The organism is Streptococcus sp. OMI750, from assembly GCF_047463895.1.
Classification (GTDB): Bacteria; Bacillota; Bacilli; order Lactobacillales; family Streptococcaceae; genus Streptococcus.
In genome coordinates this window covers 177311-197993 of sequence record NZ_JASHCZ010000001.1, presented here as the reverse complement: position 1 = coordinate 197993, position 20683 = coordinate 177311, and the positions used below count along the sequence as shown (strand labels likewise).

Genomic DNA, 20683 nt, shown 5'->3' with positions numbered 1-20683 from the left:
TTTCCAGACGGAAAGGTTTTTTTGTTGCAATCTTTTTCTGATTGGAGCTACTTCTTTTTTGAAAAAAGAGGTCGGACAACCATCCAACCTCTTCTCTTTATTACAATTTACCTGATACGGCATCCAACAATTCTTGGATTTTCGCTTGGTTGCTTCCTCCTGCCATGGCCATGTCTGGTTTACCACCACCACGTCCATCAACGATTGGAGCCAATTCTTTAATCACATTACCTGCGTGTACATCTTTTGTCTTGCTGGCTACAAGGACATTCACTTTGTCACCGATGGCTGCGACAAGCACAAGGACATCAGAGTAATCTTTTTGTTTCCAATTATCCGCAAAGGTACGAAGAGCACCTGCATCTGATACTGAAACTTGGCTGGCAATGTAACGGTATCCGTTTGCTTCTTGAACATGTTTGAAGACATCACCTGCTGCCGCTGCTGCTGCTTTTTCCTTCAATTCTGCATTTTCTTTTTGTAACTGACGGAGTTGTTCTTGAAGTCCTTCAACCTTGTGAGGTACTTCTTTGAGTTGAGGAGCTTTCAAGGTTGCTGCGACTGCTTTCAGAGCATCTTCTTGTTCACGATAAGCTTCAAAGGCTTCCTTACCAGTCACTGCCAAGATACGACGAGTTCCTGATCCGATACCTTCTTCTTTGACAATCTTGAAGAGACCAATTTCAGAAGTGTTGCCTACGTGGGTACCACCACAGAGTTCCACTGAGTAGTCCCCGATGGTCACAACGCGGACTTCCTTACCATATTTCTCACCAAAGAGGGCCATAGCTCCCATTTCTTTAGCGGTGTCAATGTCTGTCTCAACAGTCTTGACTGCAATAGCTTCCCAAATCTTCTCATTGACTTCTTGCTCAATAGCGCGTAATTCTTCAGGAGTGACAGCTTGGAAGTGAGTGAAGTCAAAGCGAAGGAATTCTACTTCATTAAGTGAACCTGCTTGAGTTGCATGGTGGCCAAGGATATTATGAAGAGCTGCATGGAGCAAGTGAGTAGCTGTGTGGTTTTTCATGACACGGTGACGACGATTGCTATCAATCGCCAAAGTGTATTCTTGGTTCAAAGCAAGCGGTGCAAGAACTTCAACTGTGTGCAATGCTTGTCCGTTTGGTGCTTTTTGAACGTCTGTCACAGTCGCTACCACGTTTCCTTGAGCATCTAAGATTTGACCGTGGTCCGCAACCTGTCCACCCATTTCAGCGTAGAAAGGTGTTTCTGCAAAGATCAGTGATGCAGTCCCTTCAGATACGCCTTCTACTTCTGCATTATCCGCTACGATAGCCACCAACTTAGAAGGCAATTGGCTAGCATTGTAGTTGAAGACACTTTCTACAGTGATGTTTTGAAGGGTTTCATTTTGCATCCCCATGGATCCACCTTTGACAGCAGATGCACGCGCACGTTCTTGTTGCTCTTTCATGGCTGCTTCAAAACCTTCACGGTCAACCGTCATTCCAGCTTCTTCAGCAATCTCTTCTGTCAATTCCACTGGGAATCCATAAGTATCGTAGAGTTTGAAGACATCTTGACCAGCGATAACCGTTTGGCCTTTTTCTTTCAAGTCTGCTACGATACCTTGGGCAAAGTGTTGACCTGAGTGAAGAGTACGAGCAAATGACTCTTCTTCGCTCTTAACGATTTTCTCAATAAAGTCACGTTTTTCAAGCACTTCTGGGTAGTAGCTTTCCATGATTTTTCCAACAGTTGGAACGAGTTTGTAAAGGAAAGGCTCATTGATACCCAATTTTTGACCATGCATAGAGGCACGGCGGAGAAGACGACGGAGGACATAACCACGACCTTCATTTCCAGGAAGGGCACCATCACCGATAGCGAATGAAAGAGAACGGATGTGGTCTGCAATAACCTTGAAGCTCATGTTGTCGCCATCTTGGTCGTAGACCTTACCAGACAATTTCTCTACTTCACGAATGATCGGCATAAAGAGGTCTGTTTCAAAGTTTGTCTTCGCCCCTTGGATCACTGCTACCAAACGCTCTAGACCAGCGCCCGTATCAATGTTCTTGTGAGGCAATTCCTTGTACTCGCTACGAGGTACAGCTGGGTCTGCGTTAAATTGTGACAAGACGATGTTCCAGATTTCGATGTAACGGTCGTTTTCGATATCTTCTGCGAGAAGGCGAATACCAATATTTTCTGGGTCAAAGGCTTCTCCACGGTCAAAGAAGATTTCTGTATCTGGTCCAGAGGGTCCCGCACCGATTTCCCAGAAGTTGTCTTCGATTGGGATCAAATGACTTGGATCCACGCCCACTTCGATCCAGCGATTGTATGAATCTGTGTCATCTGGATAGTAAGTCATGTAAAGTTTGTCTTTCGGGAAGTCAAACCATTCAGGACTTGTCAAGAGTTCATAAGCCCAAGTAATGGCTTCGTCACGGAAGTAATCCCCGATGGAGAAGTTCCCCAACATTTCAAACATGGTGTGGTGACGCGCTGTCTTCCCTACGTTTTCGATATCGTTGGTACGGATAGCCTTTTGCGCATTGGTAATCCGTGGGTTTTCAGGGATGATGGTTCCGTCAAAGTATTTCTTAAGGGTTGCAACCCCTGAGTTAATCCACAATAGGGTTGGATCATTTACTGGAACCAAACTTACTGATGGTTCTACTGAGTGACCTTTGGTCGCCCAGAAATCAAGCCACATTTGGCGAACTTGTGCACTAGATAATTGTTTCATATTTTTCTCCTAATTCTTATTTAATTAATTGGCGCCAGTTTCCAACATTTCGACGTAATTGATGGCGACACAAAGCGAGATGACTAAATCCGCATACTCATCCTCATAGACCGATACTTGATAGGTCGAGGTGAGATGAAAGAGTTCTTTGCTAATCTCAGCGACGATTTGATCCCGATCATCGAATAGTTTAAAATCTAGATCCCAGATATTTCCTTGTACCCGAAGGCCCAAATCTTCAATATCATATTTGTCTCTAAAGACCGTCAACTTTTTATGGATAAAAAAGCGATCCCCTTTTTTCAACTCAACCACAAACTTGGGAAGAAAGCTGATTGGTTTTTTAGTAATGTGGCTCACTTCTTGTCCATTCTTATCATAGATGGTAAAAGTCTTGGGAATCTTAAGAAAAGATCCCTCAACCTGGTACTCAACATTTCCCAACTCATCTTTGATATCGAACCGCTCGCCACCCAATCGAAATTTTTGTTTCACTTGATAGGTTCGCATCTTTTGATCTCCTTTAAAAAGCTCCAGACAACTGCCCATATACAAAAGACAAGCCACTAAACGAAGGGCGAAAAACCGCGGTACCACCTTCATTCAATGAACTTGTCATTCTTCATTTTGTATGCAATTGTCTCAGCCGAGTAGCAAAATCATTTCTCTTCCATGGCTCGCACCCCCGCCACTTCTCTGACTCCGATATACAATGATTTATTCTCAACTATTTCATTATACAAGTTCCATAGGGAACCGTCAACTATTTTTTAGATGATGAGCTACTACCACTTGTTTCAACACCGATATTTTGTAAATATTGGTTAAAGGTTGATTTGAAGGCATCATCTTTAACCTTGATATTGGCATTGGTCATCGCTTTGGCAATGATACTTCGGATGTAGTTGGTATCTTGCTTACGACCTTCGACAATGATCTCTTTCAGACGTTTTTCGTAGGTCTTCCAATCAGAAGCTTTTTCTGTCTTCTTATTTAATTTGACAATATAGTAGCTAGCAGAATAGTTTTGACCTGCTGAAACTGTAATCACGTCTGAAATCCCATTTTCATCCAACTTAAAGGTAGCTTCTTTGACTTGAGATGGGATATCTGTTGTTCCGGAATCGAACGTCACTTCGCCACCCTTGTCTTTTGTAGCGGTATCTGTTGAATTTTCTTTTGCGATTTGAGCAAAGTCTGCACCTTCCGCTTTAGCTGCTTCCAATACTTCTTTTGCTTTATCTTCAGAATCCAACTTGATAATTTGTGCAGTTACTTCCGGAGTGTAAGATTCAAAAGCTGTCTTATAGTCTGACTCTTTGATATCTTTCTTAGCAGCTTGGTTGACTGCATATTCTAACAACATATTGCTGCGGATTTGCTTCTTAGCTGTTTCTTCCGTCAATCCTTGTTGTGCCAAGTAAGCATCGAATTGGTTACCCAATTGTTTCTTTTGTTTATCCAATTCTTTTTCAACATCTTTATCAGAAACTTTTGAGCCATATTCTTTTTCAAAGACCTTATTGATGGTCATTTGGAAAAGAACTTGTTGAGCTCCTTGGTTGTTCTTGATTTCATCATAAAAATCAGAAACTGTGATCGTGTCCCCTTTCATGGTCACGACATCTTTATTTGTGCCATTGGCACATGCTGCTAGTGTTACGACTGATAGCAAGGTCACAGCACCTGCTACAAGTTTTTTCTTCATGAAATTTCTCCGTTCCTTTTTAAACTTCTTCTATTTTACCACAAATTAGAGAGAATACCTTAAAATTGCCTAAAATGAGCTAGGATCTGGCAAGGTGACTGATTCTGCATTTTTTCGAATCATCAAGATCCCGTCCCCCAATGGTACCAAGCTAGCGGTCAAATCTGGGTGGTTGAGTGTCGCATCAAAGAGGTTCTGAAGGCCACGGTAAATGGTTCGTTGCCCACGACGAACTTCCATGATGTCCTTGGCAACATCTCCCCCTTGGAAAATATCATCCAGTACCACGATTCCTCCAACCTCTAGGAGTTCGAGGATGCGGGGCAAAAAGACAATGTATTTAGACTTGGCTGAGTCCATAAAGACAAAGTCATAGGTCTCTGTTAAATCCTGTAAGACATCTACAGCATCTCCTTCAAGCAAGGTGATTTGCTTTCTCTGATCGTATTTAGCCAGATTTTCCTTGGCAAAGCCGATCATTTCCTCATTCCGATCAATGGTTGTTATCTGTGCGTTGGGAGCATTTTCAGCCATTAAGAGAGCTGAAAATCCAATTGCTGTCCCAATTTCAAGGATTTTCTTTGGTTGTAAAGCTTGCAAGAGTAGTCTAAAGTATGCTACCGTTTCATGCGGGATAATGGGAATATTTTCCTTGCGGGCAAATGCTTCTAATTCCTTCAGGGCACCAGCTACCGGCTTTTGACGGGTCCGCATAAAGTCAACGATCTCGTCTTTAACCACTGGACGACGCATATTGTGGTTGGCATTTTTACTATAAGACTCTACCATTTTATGCGAGTCCTAATTTTTCTACTAGGGCTTCAAATTCGTTCAGACGACGTTCAAAGACTGCAAAGGCCGCATCCAAATAGTCTTCTTTTTCCATATCGACACCAGCTTTGCGGATGACATTGAGTGGATAGTCAGAGTTTCCTGCTTTCAAGTAATCGATGTACTTATCACGGTCTTCTTGGGTACCATAAACGATTTTTTCAGCCAAGGCTGAAGCTGCAGCAAAACCAGTTGAATATTGGAAGACATAGTAATTATAGTAGAAGTGTGGAATCCGAGCCCATTCATATTGGATTTCAGGGTTATCTTCTTTTGAAAGACCGTAATACTTCTCATTCAGTTCCGCATAAAGGTTGTTTAAGAACTCACTGGTCAAAACCGTACCTTCTTGGTCTGCTTTGTGAATGGCATGCTCAAATTCAGCGAACTGAGTTTGACGGAAGACCGTTCCACGGAAGCCATCCAAGAAGTGATTCAAAATAGCAAAACGAGTTGCATCGTCTTCTACTTCTTCTAGGAGACGTTCTGTCAAGATATTTTCATTGGTTGTAGAGGCAATTTCAGCAAGGAAAATAGAGTAGTCTCCATAGACATAAGGTTGGGTTTCACGGGTATAGCTGGAATGCATACTGTGGCCTGTCTCATGCACCAAGGTGAAAAGATTGTCCAGTGTGTCTTGCCAGTTTAACAACATGAAGGCGTTGGTATCATAAGAGCCGCCTGAATAGGCCCCTGAGCGTTTGCCTTGGTTGACATGTACATCAATCCAACGTTCGCTAAAGGCACGTTTCACACGAGAAAGATAGTCCTCCCCCAAAACAGCCAAGACTTCTTCTGCTTTGGCCAATGATTCTTCATAAGTAAACTTGTAGTCTGTATCAGATAATGGGGTATACATATCGTACATTTTCAAGTCTGAGATTCCAAGAATTTTTGAGCGCAATTGCACATACCGATGTAAGAGTGGCAAATGTTTGTTTACGGCTGCTACCAAACTCTCATAAACACTTTCTGGTACAAAGTTTTCAGAAAGCGCTGCTTCACGAGCAGATGAGAATTTGCGAACTTTGGCATTAAAGTTATGAACTTTCACATTAGTTTGTAAGGTTTTAGCATAGGTGTGTTGGTACTGTTCATAGACCTTGTAGAGCCCTTCATAAGCTTCTTTACGAACGGAACGATCTTTTGATTCTACTAAAGAAATATAGTTTCCATGTGTTAACTGAACTTCTTCACCCTTGTCATCATGCACAGTTGGGAAGACAATATCCGCATTGTCCAAGATTTCAAATGTTTCTCCACCAGCTGCAAAGATCTCACCCGCTCCTGCAAGTAATTCCTCTTCTTTTTGAGACAAGACGTGTTCTTTTTTCTCCAGCAAGCGATCAAAATAATGACCATATTGTTCCAAGGCTGGAACCTCACTTACAAAGGCCTGGTACTGCTCATCCGTAATGGCCATGAATTCAGGCTCATAGAAGGCAAAGGTTTCTCCTAACAAGCTATAAAGAGACATCCCTTTTGATTGGTATTCTTGGTATTTAGCCACTCGTGTATCTTGGTCATTTTTCATATGGGCGTAAACGTAGACCTTTTCCAACCGACGGCTCAATTCCAAATAAGCATTGGTTGTATCCAAGAGCGTTTGTGCAGAATCCAACAAATGACCAGCATAGTGGCTGGCAGCTTTAATATCCGTAGCTAAGCTAGCTGCTTCTTCTTCCCAATCTTGATCTGTCGCAAAAATTGTCGACAAATCCCATTGGTATTTTTCATCAATTTCATTACGTTGTTTTACCATTTCGATTAATCCTCCAATGGTACTATTTTAGCATAAAAATGAACATTTCGGGAGGATTTCTATTCTAGAAAATTACCTTTTCTGTTGAGCATAAAAACGAGGAGGATAGAGGATTTGAACGTCTTGGATTCCTTGCAACTGATAATAAGTCATAAATTGCTGGTAGTATTCTTCTATATTATCTTCAATTTGAAATAAGTTTTGTGAACGGAGCGGACGACAAAGAGGATAAAAGAAATCCAGTCCCAGTTCCATTAGATGGTGTCCCTGCAAATAAAGTTGCTCCTGTAACTTCATCCATTTTGGGTGACGGTAAAAGAGTTGTTGCTGGATATAGGTTAAAAATGTACGATCCAGCACGACGGCCATTTGCTGCATAGGTTGTGAAAGATAAGGGGTTCGCAAGACTTCAAGCAGGTCCCTTTGACCAAAAGGAAAAATTTCCGTTTGATAATGTAAACGTCCACGTAAATCCTCATGAATAAGGTATTGCAAGCGTAGCTCTTTCTTTGTTTGATCCAATTCCCAAAGATGAAACCCTCGATTGTGACTAAAATAAAGAAAACCAGCTTGTAGTTTACTTAATCTTTCCTTAAGCCACAATTTTTTGCCCAGTAACCAATAAACCTGATAACTGTGGGCTCGATAAGCATCGCTCCTCTCCTGCAACCGTTCTAAAGATAAGGAACTGCACTGAACTTCCAAAGCTAACTTCTTATCTACTACTAAGAGATCTGCAATTTGCTGAAAATCTGCTAAATAACTTTCGACTTCTGTTCTAGATTCCCGCGAGGCCCAATCATAAAGGCTGGCTTTTAATTCCAGGTGTTCCAAGCTCTCCGCTTCGTGATGATAGGGACAATGCTGTAACTCTACATGAGCAAAATGAGCCCGCAGAACCGAGCCATTTTTGAGTCGCACTGGTCCATGACAAGCTAAGCAATAGAAGGGTCCTTCAGTCACAGCTGGTATCTCTTCTATACAGTTCCAACGCTTTTGATTTTTATCCATAGCAATAAACATCATCCCATCTCCTTACTTATATAATTCGAAAAAAATAAGAAAAAGGCTGGACATTTCCAACCTTTTTCTTCATCTTATTCTTCTGAATCTGAATCTGATTCATCGCTGTCATCTTCTGCAACAGGAGATTTACTTAATTCTTTCTTCAAATCTTCCATCTCTTTTCGAGAACTTTCCAACTGGTCACGGGCTTCTTTTAAGCTGTCAATCAAACCTTCTCGTTCATCTTTAGGAACGACCGTACTGTCTGATCCAATGCTTTCTAATGCTTCATTGAAGATTTCTTTTTGACCTTCCATTTGTTCCTTCAAAGCACTAACAGTCGCATCGTAACCCTCTTTTGCGGAACCTGTCACTGAAGAGCCTGCTTCTTCCGTAAGAGAAACTGTCTGATCCATTAATTTTGCATACAACTTTTTGAAGTCGCCCACTGTTTTTGCCTTACTGATGTCCTCATCTGTAACGACACTTGAAGTTGACCCTTTTTCTGAATCTGATGAAGTATCCTTACTTTTTGAAGTGTTAGCAGATTTGCTGGTCACTTTTGTAGTTGATTGACTATTAGAAGTTTCCTTCTTTGTTTCTTGCTTGTTTGAACAAGCAGCTAGTGAAACAAGCGTCAAAAGAGCAGCTGTCAATAAGATCATTTTCTTCATAAAATGGTCTCCTTTATTTTTTTTACTTCATTCTAACACCAGATACTTTGATTGTCAAATTAATTACTAGTTCTTGATATTCTCAAAAAGAGTTGGATAGAACACTCTAAAACCAGTGTTTTATCCAACTCTTCGAGATCGAATCATACTATGGCATCGATTTATCTATTCTACAGTTCCACTAAAAAGACTCTGAACCTTCCCTTGGGGCATTTTTAAGGCAAAGCTCAGCAGAAATACGGTTCCTAAAATCCCTGCTAACAAGAAACTCATGACTTGGTAGCCTCCTTTTTCAATACAGAAGGCAGCGACTGGCTGCAAGAGAATGGTCCCCAAATATCTCGCACCTTGAACAATGGCCATGGCAAGAACCTGATCTTTTCCATTCACCTGTTGAGCAATAAAGCGTAAAGATACCATAATTAAAACCATACCAGTCGTATGCTTGGACAAAAGTGTCAGGACTACTTTTAAGAAGACCGGACTGGGTAGCGCGTAGACGGCATATTGAGCAAAGAGAATCCCGATTGGAAGAGCGATCAAAACTCGTAGAGACCAGTGATCCATAAACCGATCGGAGAAAAAAATCAAGGGAGCTTCTACCACGACCGAAAGAGCTACTACTGTTGACGCAAGCTGAACGGGTAGACCGCTATCCATCAGCAATTCAGGAATATAGGTATGACCGATATTTCCAACTCCTGAAGCCAGACCAATCAAAATGATAAAGAAAAGATAGGGTCTATTATTTAGGAGAGGACGGATAGATACCGGCTCTTTCATCTTTTCTTCCCTTTTTTTACTTGTCTTCATTCGAACGGCACTTAAGCAGAAGAGGCTTAGAACAATAGTTAGCAAGACCGTGTAATAAACCGCTTGGGGACTAAACTGATGATAAACCCAACCGGCTATTTGGACACCAACTGAGTAACCAATAGTTCCCCAAACACGAATCTTCCCAAACGCATAGGGACTTTGCGTCGCAAAAATCTCCATCATAGGAGCTGTCCCATTTAAACAAACTAGCACAAGTCCATAAAAGACAGTCAGCCAAAAGAGATTGGGAGCCCAAAGAAAACCAAAGACACCACCGATAATGAGACTCAAACTGAAGGTCGTCATTTTTACGATTCCAAATCGCTCATTGATATAGCCAAAAAAAGGTTGAGCTATCATCGATAAGAAAAAAGCAACCGATACCAAGGTCGACACTTGAGTAGCACTATAGTGCTTCCCCATCAAATAAACAGAAATCAATGTCGTAAAGAGGGAAGTGGACATAAAATAAAAACTGTAGAGCAACATATAAGCCGCATAGGAATTATGGAATTTTTTCATCAGAATCCTTTTCTAAATAAGTAGTAATGGAAGAATGACAAAACTCAACTGCTCAACAGTTGAGTTTCTATCTATTCTTTATTATAGCGCTTTTGAGCCTCTTTTTTGCGTCTCTCACGACTTTGTTTTTCAATCGAGAGAATGATGAGGAGAATAAAAATAGGGATCAAAATCAGGAAATGGTCTATTGAAAGCCAATTACTTTTCTTGGTAGACGTTTTTTTCCCACTTGCCGTTTCTTGGACAAGTTCTGGCTTAGAACCTTCTTCCACTTTCATATCATCTCGGATATCTTCAGAGAGAGTATAGAGATCATTGTCCACTGTCAAATACCCATCTTTTACTGCTAGGGTAGGCTCTTTAGCTCCCTTTTTCACAGTTGCATAGAATGGTTTTTTGAGTGTATAGGTCTTGCCATCAATCTGCTGGACACCCGCATCCAACAATTTCTTATAGCCAAAATCTTTATAGGCTTTTTCGATTAAGGCATTCCCAAATGGGTGGCGGTAGTATTCCCCATCCTGGTCTGCCCAATCTCCTACCCCCATAATGACAGCAATTAAACGCTGATTGCCCCGTTTGATGGTTGCAATATAGTTGAAGGCACCACGAGGGCTTGAACCAGTTTTCAAACCATCCACACCTTTTAAAGCATACTTGGCTCCAGGCAAGGAATAATTGTAGGTATCAAAGGTTTCCTCATAGGGAGTCCCTTTTTTAACCGTGACCTGGGCTTGATTGGTGTAGTTTAAAATATCCGGGTATTGATTGATAAAATGATAGACCAAAATCCCCAAGTCACGCGCCGTTGTTTGGTTGGCCGCATCGTTTGGATAATTGTTTACCTGGTAGTAGCCTTGCAAGGTTGAGATGGCAGCCCCGCTTGGGTTATTCCAGACTGTATTGGTCATGCCCAATTCCTTAGCCTTGGCATTCATGCGCTCAATAAAGGCGTCTGGATCATTGTTGGACATAAGATTGGCCAACATGAGGGTCGTTACATTTGAGGATGGAACCACTGTCATGGTAATCAACTCAGGAATTGTATAGTCTACTCCAGCAACAATATTATTGTTGGAGATTTCATAGATCTTACCGATCGCTTGATCTGAAGCAGTTGCCTTGATCACTGCATCCTTACTAATCTTGCCATTGGCCATATCTTCAAACAAGAGATAGAGCGTCATGAGTTTACTCATGCTGGCAGGATCCCTGACTTCATCGATATTGTCTTTCCAAAGAACATTTCCCGTATTTCCGTCAATAATAAGCGAAGAATGCGGACGGTTAATGGCTTGGACATTGTCATTTGGATACATCTTTTGTGCCATATCCACCAATTCATCCGCACTCGCTAGAATTGGCTGGCATAAGATACTTAGAAGGAGGCAAATACGGATCAAATATTTTTTTATCATAAACTTTTCCTTTACAACAGACTAATCCGCTGGAGGTTAGAACAACCGTCTCCTTTCATCTTGTCTCCCAGTAATTGAAAAGAGGAAATTTCAGCAGATAATTACTTGTATTGTACCATACTTTTGAGAAGAAAAAAACCTATCTAACCCGAATAAATCGGCGATAGGTCCTGTTTTTAACAACTTAACAAACTCAAAGCTTCCTTATCGGCAATAATGGTCACATCTGGATGTCCTTGAAGGGCACTAGCTGGCACTTCAGGTGACTTTTCCCCTTCTACTGTCCCCTTGATTGCTTGGGCCTTTGATTCCCCATAAGCAAACAAGACAATCGATTTTGCAGCTAGGATATTGGCAATTCCCATCGAGATCGCCTGAGTTGGTACATCTTCGATTTTATCAAAGAAACGGGAATTGGCTTCAATCGTAGAGGCATCCAACTGGACTAGGTGGGTCTGACTATCAAAAGGAGTACCTGGCTCATTAAAACCGATATGGCCATTGCGTCCAATTCCTAAAATCTGAAGATCCACTGGATGTTCATGGAGGATTTGATTGTAGCGTTCAACTTCTTGATCAGCCGTTTCCTCCACACCTAATGGAAGATAGCTTTCTTTGAATGGTTTGGCATCAAAAAGATTTTTTTCCATGAAATAACGATAAGACTGAGGGTCATCACCTGTTAGCCCTACATACTCATCCAAATTGACACTGGTCAGACTGGAAAGATCCAAATCACTTTCACGAATTTGTTTATAAAATTCAAGAGGACTGCTTCCAGTCGCCAAGCCCAAGGTTTGAGCACCTTCTTGTAATTTTTCTTTCAACAGATCAAAGGCAATTTTTCCACCCTCAACTTGGTCCTTCACTTCAATAATGTTCATTGGATGACCTCCTATTTCTCTATGCTTATATTATATGGTATAGACCAATTTTTGTCAATCGAAACCGCTGTCTTTTTCTTCTATTTTTTCATTTTCACCTTGATTCGTGATATAATGAAAGGTATGATTGTATCCTACTTATTCATCATTTTTTTGATCGGACTCCTTGTTTTTCTCTTGTCTTTTTTGATTCACCAAAGGAAAATTCTCAAGGTCCTGATCATATTGATAGGAACTTGTCTGATGCTCTTGGCTATCGGAACAACCATCTATCTACTCACAAATTTACTGTAAAAGGAGCGCAAATGAACACAAACGATTTTGATTTTGATTTGCCTGAAGAACTGATTGCCCAAACCCCTCTTGAAAAACGAGACGCCTCAAAACTCTTGATCCTCGATCGAAAAACGGGTCAATTCCAAGATCGTCATTTTGATGCAATTTTGGATGAGTTGGAAGCGGGAGATGCTCTCGTCATGAACAATACGCGTGTACTTCCTGCACGTCTCCACGGCATCAAGCCTGAAACCGGAGGTCACGTCGAATTCCTTCTCCTCAAAAATACGCAAGATGACTGTTGGGAAGTCTTAGCAAAGCCTGCTAAACGATTAAAAGTAGGCGCTTCCGTAAGCTTCGGAGATGGTCGATTGACTGCCACTGTCGAGGAAGAATTGGAACACGGAGGCCGTATCGTTCGCTTCCACTATCAAGGCATCTTTTTAGAGGTCTTGGAAAGTCTTGGTGAAATGCCACTTCCTCCCTATATCCATGAAAAGCTGGCTGACCGCGAACGCTACCAAACCGTTTATGCTAAAGAAAACGGTTCTGCTGCAGCCCCAACGGCAGGTCTTCATTTCACCCAAGAATTACTCCAAAAGATCGAAGCCAAAGGGGTTCACCTGGTCTATTTGACCCTTCATGTGGGCCTAGGAACCTTCCGTCCAGTATCTGTGGACAATCTTGAAGACCATGAGATGCACTCTGAATTTTACCAACTTTCTGAAGAGGCTGCTGCGACCCTTTGTCAGGTAAAAGCTGCAGGGAAACGCATCATAGCTGTTGGAACGACTTCTATTCGAACCCTTGAAACGATTGGCAATAAATTTGAAGGAGACATCCAAGCCGATTCAGGCTGGACCAATATCTTTATCAAACCAGGTTATGAATGGAAAGTCGTCGATGCCTTTTCAACCAACTTCCACCTTCCAAAATCAACTCTGGTCATGTTGGTTTCTGCCTTTGCTGGCCGTGAATTAACCCTTGAGGCATACCACCATGCTATTCAAGAACGCTACCGCTTCTTCAGTTTTGGGGATGCTATGTTCATCAAGTAAAGGAGTCTCTCATGAATAAAATTGAAAGCCGCCACCGCTTGATCCGCTCTATCATTTCTGAGCGTAGGATTCATACCCAACAAGAACTTCAAGAAGCCTTAGAAGCCAATGGTGTTCTCGTTACCCAGTCCACCCTTTCACGGGATGTCAAATCCTTGAACCTAGTAAAGATAAACGAAGGAGATAGTTCTTACTATGCTATGAACACTATCGCTCCTTCCCGCTGGGAAAAGCGCCTGCGGATGTATATGGAAGATGCCTTAGTCATGTTGCGGCCCGTTCAAAACCAGGTCGTTGTAAAAACTCTTCCAGGACTCGCTCAATCCTTTGGAGCTATCTTAGATGCACTGGAACTGGATCAAATCGTAGCTACCATCTGTGGGGATGATGTCTGTTTGGTCATCTGCGAAGACAACCAAGGAGCTTTGGATTGCTTTGAAAAATTAAAAGAATTCACCCCACCCTTCTTCTTTAGTAAATAAAAAGTTTGGAAAGCAAGTTTCCAAACTTTTTTATCTTGTCGCTAAGCTCTGAATCGCTTCTCGATAGATTTCCATTGCAGCATAGAGATCGTCAATCTTTGCTCGTTCATTGGCCTGGTGCTCGGTCTGTTCTGCACCTGGGAAAAGAGCGCCAAAAGCGACACAGTTTTCCATGGTCCGCGCAAATGTCGCACCACCCGAAGACATGGCTGGCGTCCTATCCCCAGTTTCTTCCTGATATACAGCCATCAAAGAGCTGACTAAAGGACTATCTAACGGCACATATAATGGAGCCAAATAGTCAAATTCTTCATACTCCAACTGATAGCTTGCCGCAATTTCTTGCAGACGAGCCACTAAAGCTTCCTTGTCTGCTAAAACTGGAATTCGAATATCAATCCCGATTTCGGATTGCTCTTGATCAATTACAAGGGTCGCAAGGTTGAAGGAAAGATCGCCACTTGGTTCATCTTTGATTTCACCGAAGAGAGCTGCTCCTGTCGCGTCTTCCCCAACGGCATCTGCGATGAAAAGCAAGGCTGGATGAGGCTGAATCAGAGAAAGACTTTCCGCTAAACCGACAATGGCATTGACTCCTTCAGCTGCATCTTTAGAATGCTTGGACACACCCATAACCGTTACAGAATTTTCTGTTTGGCTATACTGAACCCCACTTTGATCCAAAACAGGGAGCAATTCTTCCAAACGATGACCAGCATAAGTTGCTTTATCTGGAACTACGTTGAGAGCTTGACCAGCCTGTAAGAGAAGATCATCCCAACCTGGACCATGCAATTTCACTTGTAACAAACCTTTTTCAGCATAGGTTAAAGGGAAAGAGGAATCCGGTGCAAAGCCAAGATCTGCTTGTTCTTCCATTTGATTGTAGCGGTTCATACAGCGCCATAAGGTTTCCTCATCTGTTCCAAAGATAAAACGAATCCGTTTGGTAAACTGGATGCCATCATCCAACAAACTCTTGACAGCATAGAGGGCAGCAAGGGATGGCCCCTTATCATCCTGTACCCCTCGGCCTACTAAATAATCACCGACAATGGTCGCTTCAAAAGGTGGCGTTTGCCAATCTTCTAAATCACCGGCTGGAACAACATCCAAGTGACAAAGAACGGCCAGGAGTTCTTCCCCCTGACCGATCTCTGCATATCCATAGTATCCTTCAGGATCTATATAGGTTTGAAAACCTAATTCTCGAGCAAGCTCTAAGGTTTTTTCTAGGACATCTTGGATAGCTTGTCCAAACGGTGTTCCATTTTCCCTTTCATTTAATACAGAAGGATAAGAAATGATGGTTTGAAGCGAGTTTAAAAACTGCTCTTTTACATCGTCCTTAATTCTTTTTTTCATGAAACACCTACTTTATTCTATTGCAAGAATGGAACCACAGTTCCTAGTAGAAGAAGGGCAATAGTAATCACAACAATTGCTACGACCAATTTACCCATGAATTTCCACCATGCACTCAAGTCAACACGTCCAAGAGCAAGAGCTCCCATTACGATACCTGAAGTTGGTGCGATCAAGTTCAAGACACCAGATGCAGATTGGTAAGCTGTAACAATCAAGCTACCTGGTACATTGACGAATTTACCAAGAGGTGCCATGATACCCATTGTCGCGCTGGCAAGACCAGATGATGATGGGATCAAGAATGACATTGGCAAGTAGAAAATGTAAGTCAAAACAATAAACAATTGAGATGAGAGACCTTTCAGTCCTTCTTCACCCCAGTGAAGAATTGTCGCAGTGATCATACCGTCATTCATGATGACTTGGATACCACGTGCTACTGCTACGATAAGCGCAACACTCAAGAGGTCAGCTGCACCATTCATAAAGGATGAAATAATTTTATCTTCTTTCAAGCCATAAATGATACCAACAAGGATTCCCATGAAGGCAAAGAGCATAGCTGTTTGAGGGAAGTACCAAGTACCAAGAGCATCTGTATTACCGATCAATTGACCAAGGTAAGGAACTTTATGGAGAGATTCGTTAAAGCTGTCAAAGAATGTAATACCCAAATCTTTGAATGGGATAAATCCAGCAACCATGATGACGAATGTTGAAATGAAGACGAGCAAGACACGTTTTTGTTTCTTGTTCATTTGTGAAGGAATTTCTTCACCACTATCAACGTTGAAGTGTTTCAAATCTTCTTCACGAGTTGCATAGGTGAGAGATTTGGTTGGATCTTTTTGAACCTTGTCTGCATAACGGTATACGTAATATGTGCTAAGTCCTGTCAAAACGATCCAGAAGATCACACGAAGTAAGAGACCAGAGGCACTTGAGATACCTGCAGTATCAGAAGCGATAACTGTCGCAAATGGGTTCAAGGTTGAGGCCAAACATCCGATTTGTGATCCTAAGAGGATAATAGCTACCCCTGTCAAGCTGTCAAAACCAACGGACATCATAACAGGTACAAGAAGTGGATAGAAGGCCATGGTTTCTTCACCCATACCATAAGTTGTCCCACCAAGGGCAAACAATGGCATCAAGATCAAAATCAACATTTTTTCGCGGCCTTTGTATTTGCGAACAATTGAAGCAATCCCTACATCAAGGGTACCTGTTTCGTTCACAACACCAAGGAAACCACCGACCATCAAGATAAAGAAGGCTACGTCAATCGCTGCACTGGTTGGTGCTTTACCAAGCATGGCATTGATTGGGGCCATCAAGACGTCCCAAATCCCTTGAGGATTTTGTTTCACAGCTTCATAACTACCTGCGATGATGGCACCACCATCGTCAACCTTGTATTGACCAGCTGGAATAATCCAAGTTAACACTGCCATAATGGCAATGATGATTAACAACACGGAAAAAGATGAAGGCATCTTAAATCCTTTTTTCTTTTTTTCACTCATTTGTCTTCCTCCTAACGCAACAAAGTGTGAGTGATATCTTACAAGGTTTCCCTTGTAAAACGCTTACCTATAGGTTTATTCTATCACAATAAGCTTTAAAATACTAGTTTTTTCCTAATCTTTCATTAGTCTTTTTGGATGATTGTTCCGCTTTCAGACTCAATCAAAGCACCAAGGTTTTCAAGTGAAGTGATGACTGCTTTTCCTTCTGGACGACCGTTTACAAAAGCGATGGCAGCTTCTACTTTAGGAAGCATGCTTCCTGGTGCAAATTGATCTTGTTTGATGTACTCTTCCAATTGAGCGACATTCACATGTTCCAATTTTTCTTGGTCTGGTTTGTTGTAGTTTACAAAGACATAGTCTACACCGGTCAAAACGATGAAGAGGTCTGCTTCTACTAATTCAGCCAAACGTTGAGATGCAAAGTCTTTATCGATAACGGCTTCAACACCAGTCAAGCTACCATTTGCTTCTTTCACAACTGGGATACCGCCACCTCCAGCAGCGACAACGACTTGACCGTCGTTCAACAAGGTACGGATAGTATTAATTTCTTTGATATCCACTGGTTTTGGTGAAGCCACAACTTTACGCCAGCCACGACCAGCATCTTCTTTGAAGGTTGCTCCAGATTTTTCAGCTTCTGCTTTCGCTTCTTCTTCTGAGTAGAATGGACCGATTGGTTTGCTGAGGTTAACGAAGGCTGGGTCGTTCTGATCCACAACGACTTGTGTTACAACTGAAGCCACGTCTTTTTCAATTCCTTCTTCAAGAAGAGCATTTTGAAGAGCATTTTGAAGCCAGTAGCCAATGCTTCCTTCGGTCATAGCAACTAATGAATCCAATGGGAAAGCTGGGTTCTTTTCAGAGTTTGCTGCCAAGTGTTGGAGCAAGAGGTTTCCTACTTGAGGACCATTTCCGTGAGTGATGATCAAGTCATCCCCATTTTTGATTAATTTTACTAAGTGTTTTGCTGTTTCTACAAGTGCTTCTTGTTGAGCTTTTGCAGAAGGATCAGATGAAAGGATGGCGTTTCCTCCCAAAGCAACGACGATTTTTCTTGACATAGGTTTTCCCTTTCTATAAAAAATAGGGGCAGGACTAAAGCTAGCAGTCCAGCCCCTATAGCTGTTGGTATACGGTTATAAAAGTCTTAAACTTTTGGAATGTACAAGTTACCAAGAGTAGCTGCCATCACCGCTTTGATGGTGTGCATACGGTTTTCAGCTTGGTCAAAGTGACGAGCATATTTGCTGCGGAACACTTCGTCAGTAACTTCCATTTCTTCTACGCCGAATTTTTCAGCAACATCTTTACCATAAACAGTGTTTGTGTCGTGGAAAGCTGGCAAGCAGTGCAAGAAGATCAAGTCTTCGTTATCAGCTTTCTTAACCAATTCCATGTTTACTTGGTAAGGTTTCAAAAGGGCAACGCGTTCTGCAAATTTGTCTTCTTCACCCATAGATACCCAAACGTCAGTGTAAAGTACATCTGCACCTTTCACAGCTTCGTCAGCATCTTCAGTGATCAAGATATGAGCGCCACTTTCTTTTGCGAATCCTTCTGCCAATTCAACAATTTCTTGTTCTGGGAAGAGTTCTTTTGGTGAGAAGATGTGTACGTTCACACCAAGGATAGCACCTGTTACAAGAAGGCTGTTTGCAACGTTGTTACGTCCGTCACCACAGTACACAAGTGTCAAACCTTCAAGGCGTCCAAAGTTTTCTTGAACAGTCAAGTAGTCTGCAAGCATTTGTGTTGGGTGCCATTCATCAGTCAAACCATTCCATACTGGAACACCTGAGAATTCAGCCAATTCTTCAACCATACGTTGGCTGAAACCACGGAATTCAATACCGTCAAACATACGTCCAAGAACTTTTGCAGTATCTTCTGTAGATTCTTTTTTACCAAGTTGGATGTCGTTTGCACCAAGGTATTCTGGGTGAGCACCAAGGTCGATGGCTGCAGTAGTGAAGGCAGCACGAGTACGAGTTGAAGTTTTTTCAAACAAAAGCGCAATGTTTTTACCAGCTAGGTAGTGGTGTTGGATGTTGCGTTTTTTAAGGTCTTTCAAGTGAGCTGAAAGTCCGATAAGGTATTCTAACTCAGCACGTGTAAAGTCTTTTTCTGCCAAGAAGCTACGTCCTTGGAACACTGAATTTGTCATTCTAATTGTCTCCTATTTTCTTTCTAGTATTGATGAGTAAGAAGGCTGAGCTGATACACTAAGACCAGCTCGCGATTTCCTACATTAGATTTCTTCACGTTCAAACGGCATTGACATACAACGAGGTCCACCACGACCGCGAACCAATTCACTTCCGCGGATCTTGATCAAACGAAGGCCGTATTCTTCTAATTTCTTGTTGGTAACAGTGTTACGGTCGTATACGACTACCACACCTGGTGCGATTGTAAGAGTATTTGATCCGTCGTTCCATTGTTCACGCGCAGCAGCAACGATGTTGCCATCTCCACATGGAATCAAAGTAACTTTTTCAACACCAAGGTTTTCAGCAAGCAATTCAGCCAAATCACCTTTTTCTTCAACGATCTTCAATTGTTCGTTTTCGTAAGTTACAGAGAAGACGCGAAGGTTACCTTGGATTTCTGGGTGGATTGTGAATTTATCGTAGTCCACCATTGTGAATACTGTATCCAAGTGCATGAATTTACGGTTGTTAGCAAATTCGAAGGCCAATACTTTTTTGAAGCCAACGTTCTTCTTGAAGATGTTTACCAACAATTTTTCGATTGATGCAGCATCTGTACGTTGTGAGATACCAACTGCCAATACATCTTTAGAAAGGACCAACTCATCTCCACCTTCGATACGAGTATCTTCTTCACGGTTGTAGACAAGTTCAACTTTTCCACCGTAAACTGGGTGGTATTTGAAGATGTATTTACCATACAAAGTTTCACGGTTACGTGTATCTGCGTACATGTGGTTCAATGATACTGCATTACCAATTGTCGCAAATGGGTCACGAGTGAAGTACAAGTTTGGCATTGGGTCGATAGCAAATGGATAGTCAGATTCAACAAGGTCTGTCAATCCTTTTGCTTCTTCAGGAATTTCTGGAAGTTCAGCTTTTTGAACCCCTGCCATTGTTTTTTCAACCAATTCTTGGTTGTCTTCAATGCTGTGAAGCAATTCACGGATCGCAATTTTTGTTTGGCGTCCACGAATGTTCGCTTCTTCAAGGTATTCTTCGATGAACTGATCGCGAATTTCTGGAGAAGTCAATGACTCAGCAGCTAACTGTTCAAGATAAAGTACTTCGATACCTTCGTTACGAAGTGCTTCAGCAAATGCATCGTGTTCTTTTTGAGCATCTTCCAAGAATGGAATATCATCAAAAAGAAGACGTTCAAGATAGTCAGGCATCAAGTTTTCCAACTCTTTACCTGGACGGTGCAAACAAACTTTTTTCAGTTTTCCAATTTCTGAGAAAACATGAATTGGGTGTGTAGACATCTATAGTCCTCCTTTTTCTTGCGGTTTAGTGTTACCTAATCCCGTTTACAGGTTTTATTTTATCACCAGTTGGTACCGTTTTCACAAAGGATTCTACTTTCCAAAAGCAAAGAATTTGGCATTTTTTTGAATGATTCTTATATTTTA

Annotated in this window: 17 protein-coding genes; 2 read left to right on the top strand and 15 right to left on the bottom strand. The window is 41.8% G+C overall.

Annotation, left to right across the window (positions count from 1 at the left end; all coding sequences use genetic code 11):
* Positions 1–100 precede the first annotated feature (100 nt).
* The 10 genes from alaS to QM830_RS01040 form a co-directional block, all read right to left on the bottom strand.
* Positions 101–2719: an alanine--tRNA ligase gene (alaS, locus tag QM830_RS01085; protein WP_414325208.1), complete on the bottom strand. Its 2619-nt coding sequence runs from the start codon at positions 2717–2719 to the stop codon at positions 101–103.
* A 24-nt stretch (positions 2720–2743) separates the two neighbouring features.
* Complete coding sequence (locus QM830_RS01080; protein WP_414325206.1) at positions 2744–3229, bottom strand: LURP-one-related/scramblase family protein; 486 nt, start codon at positions 3227–3229, stop codon at positions 2744–2746.
* Between the two features lie 253 nt (positions 3230–3482).
* A complete protein-coding gene (prsA, locus tag QM830_RS01075) occupies positions 3483–4427 on the bottom strand; it encodes a peptidylprolyl isomerase PrsA (protein ID WP_414325205.1) in 945 nt (314 codons plus the stop codon).
* Between the two features lie 69 nt (positions 4428–4496).
* Entirely contained in the window at positions 4497–5216 is a 720-nt protein-coding gene (locus tag QM830_RS01070; protein ID WP_414325204.1) for an O-methyltransferase, read from the bottom strand.
* Between the two features lies 1 nt (position 5217).
* Positions 5218–7020 carry an oligoendopeptidase F gene (gene pepF / locus QM830_RS01065; protein WP_414325203.1) on the bottom strand — a complete coding sequence of 601 codons (1803 nt, stop codon included), beginning with the start codon at positions 7018–7020 and terminating at the stop codon, positions 5218–5220.
* A 72-nt stretch (positions 7021–7092) separates the two neighbouring features.
* On the bottom strand, positions 7093–8043 hold the full coding sequence (locus QM830_RS01060; protein ID WP_414325780.1) for a competence protein CoiA family protein: 951 nt from the start codon (positions 8041–8043) through the stop codon (positions 7093–7095).
* A 74-nt stretch (positions 8044–8117) separates the two neighbouring features.
* Positions 8118–8699, bottom strand: a complete 582-nt coding sequence (locus QM830_RS01055) for a hypothetical protein (RefSeq protein WP_414325202.1) — start codon at positions 8697–8699, stop codon at positions 8118–8120.
* 165 nt (positions 8700–8864) lie between these two features.
* Entirely contained in the window at positions 8865–10037 is a 1173-nt protein-coding gene (locus QM830_RS01050; protein WP_414325201.1) for an MFS transporter, read from the bottom strand.
* Positions 10038–10108: 71 nt separating this feature from the next.
* Positions 10109–11455 (bottom strand): DUF1958 domain-containing protein, encoded by a 1347-nt coding sequence (locus tag QM830_RS01045; RefSeq protein WP_414325200.1) that lies wholly within the window; start codon positions 11453–11455, stop codon positions 10109–10111.
* A gap of 176 nt (positions 11456–11631) precedes the next feature.
* Positions 11632–12339 (bottom strand): glucosamine-6-phosphate deaminase, encoded by a 708-nt coding sequence (locus tag QM830_RS01040; RefSeq protein ID WP_414325198.1) that lies wholly within the window; start codon positions 12337–12339, stop codon positions 11632–11634.
* A gap of 305 nt (positions 12340–12644) precedes the next feature.
* On the opposite strand from QM830_RS01040, the gene queA reads away from it, so the two are divergent.
* A complete protein-coding gene (gene queA / locus QM830_RS01035) occupies positions 12645–13673 on the top strand; it encodes a tRNA preQ1(34) S-adenosylmethionine ribosyltransferase-isomerase QueA (protein ID WP_414325197.1) in 1029 nt (342 codons plus the stop codon).
* An 11-nt stretch (positions 13674–13684) separates the two neighbouring features.
* Positions 13685–14155, top strand: a complete 471-nt coding sequence (locus QM830_RS01030; protein WP_009732532.1) for an arginine repressor — start codon at positions 13685–13687, stop codon at positions 14153–14155.
* Positions 14156–14185: 30 nt separating this feature from the next.
* Here the strand turns inward: QM830_RS01030 and QM830_RS01025 are convergent, their stop codons facing one another.
* The 5 genes from QM830_RS01025 to arcA form a co-directional block, all read right to left on the bottom strand.
* The gene (locus tag QM830_RS01025) at positions 14186–15520 is read right to left on the bottom strand and encodes a dipeptidase (RefSeq protein WP_414325196.1); all 1335 of its coding nucleotides are present in this window, start codon (positions 15518–15520) and stop codon (positions 14186–14188) included.
* Between the two features lie 17 nt (positions 15521–15537).
* Entirely contained in the window at positions 15538–17049 is a 1512-nt protein-coding gene (locus QM830_RS01020) for a YfcC family protein (protein ID WP_414325194.1), read from the bottom strand.
* A 125-nt stretch (positions 17050–17174) separates the two neighbouring features.
* On the bottom strand, positions 17175–18119 hold the full coding sequence (gene arcC / locus QM830_RS01015; RefSeq protein WP_414325193.1) for a carbamate kinase: 945 nt from the start codon (positions 18117–18119) through the stop codon (positions 17175–17177).
* A gap of 86 nt (positions 18120–18205) precedes the next feature.
* Positions 18206–19222 carry an ornithine carbamoyltransferase gene (gene argF, locus QM830_RS01010; protein WP_049472137.1) on the bottom strand — a complete coding sequence of 339 codons (1017 nt, stop codon included), beginning with the start codon at positions 19220–19222 and terminating at the stop codon, positions 18206–18208.
* An 84-nt stretch (positions 19223–19306) separates the two neighbouring features.
* Complete coding sequence (gene arcA, locus QM830_RS01005; RefSeq protein ID WP_006596658.1) at positions 19307–20536, bottom strand: arginine deiminase; 1230 nt, start codon at positions 20534–20536, stop codon at positions 19307–19309.
* Positions 20537–20683: the final 147 nt, after the last annotated feature.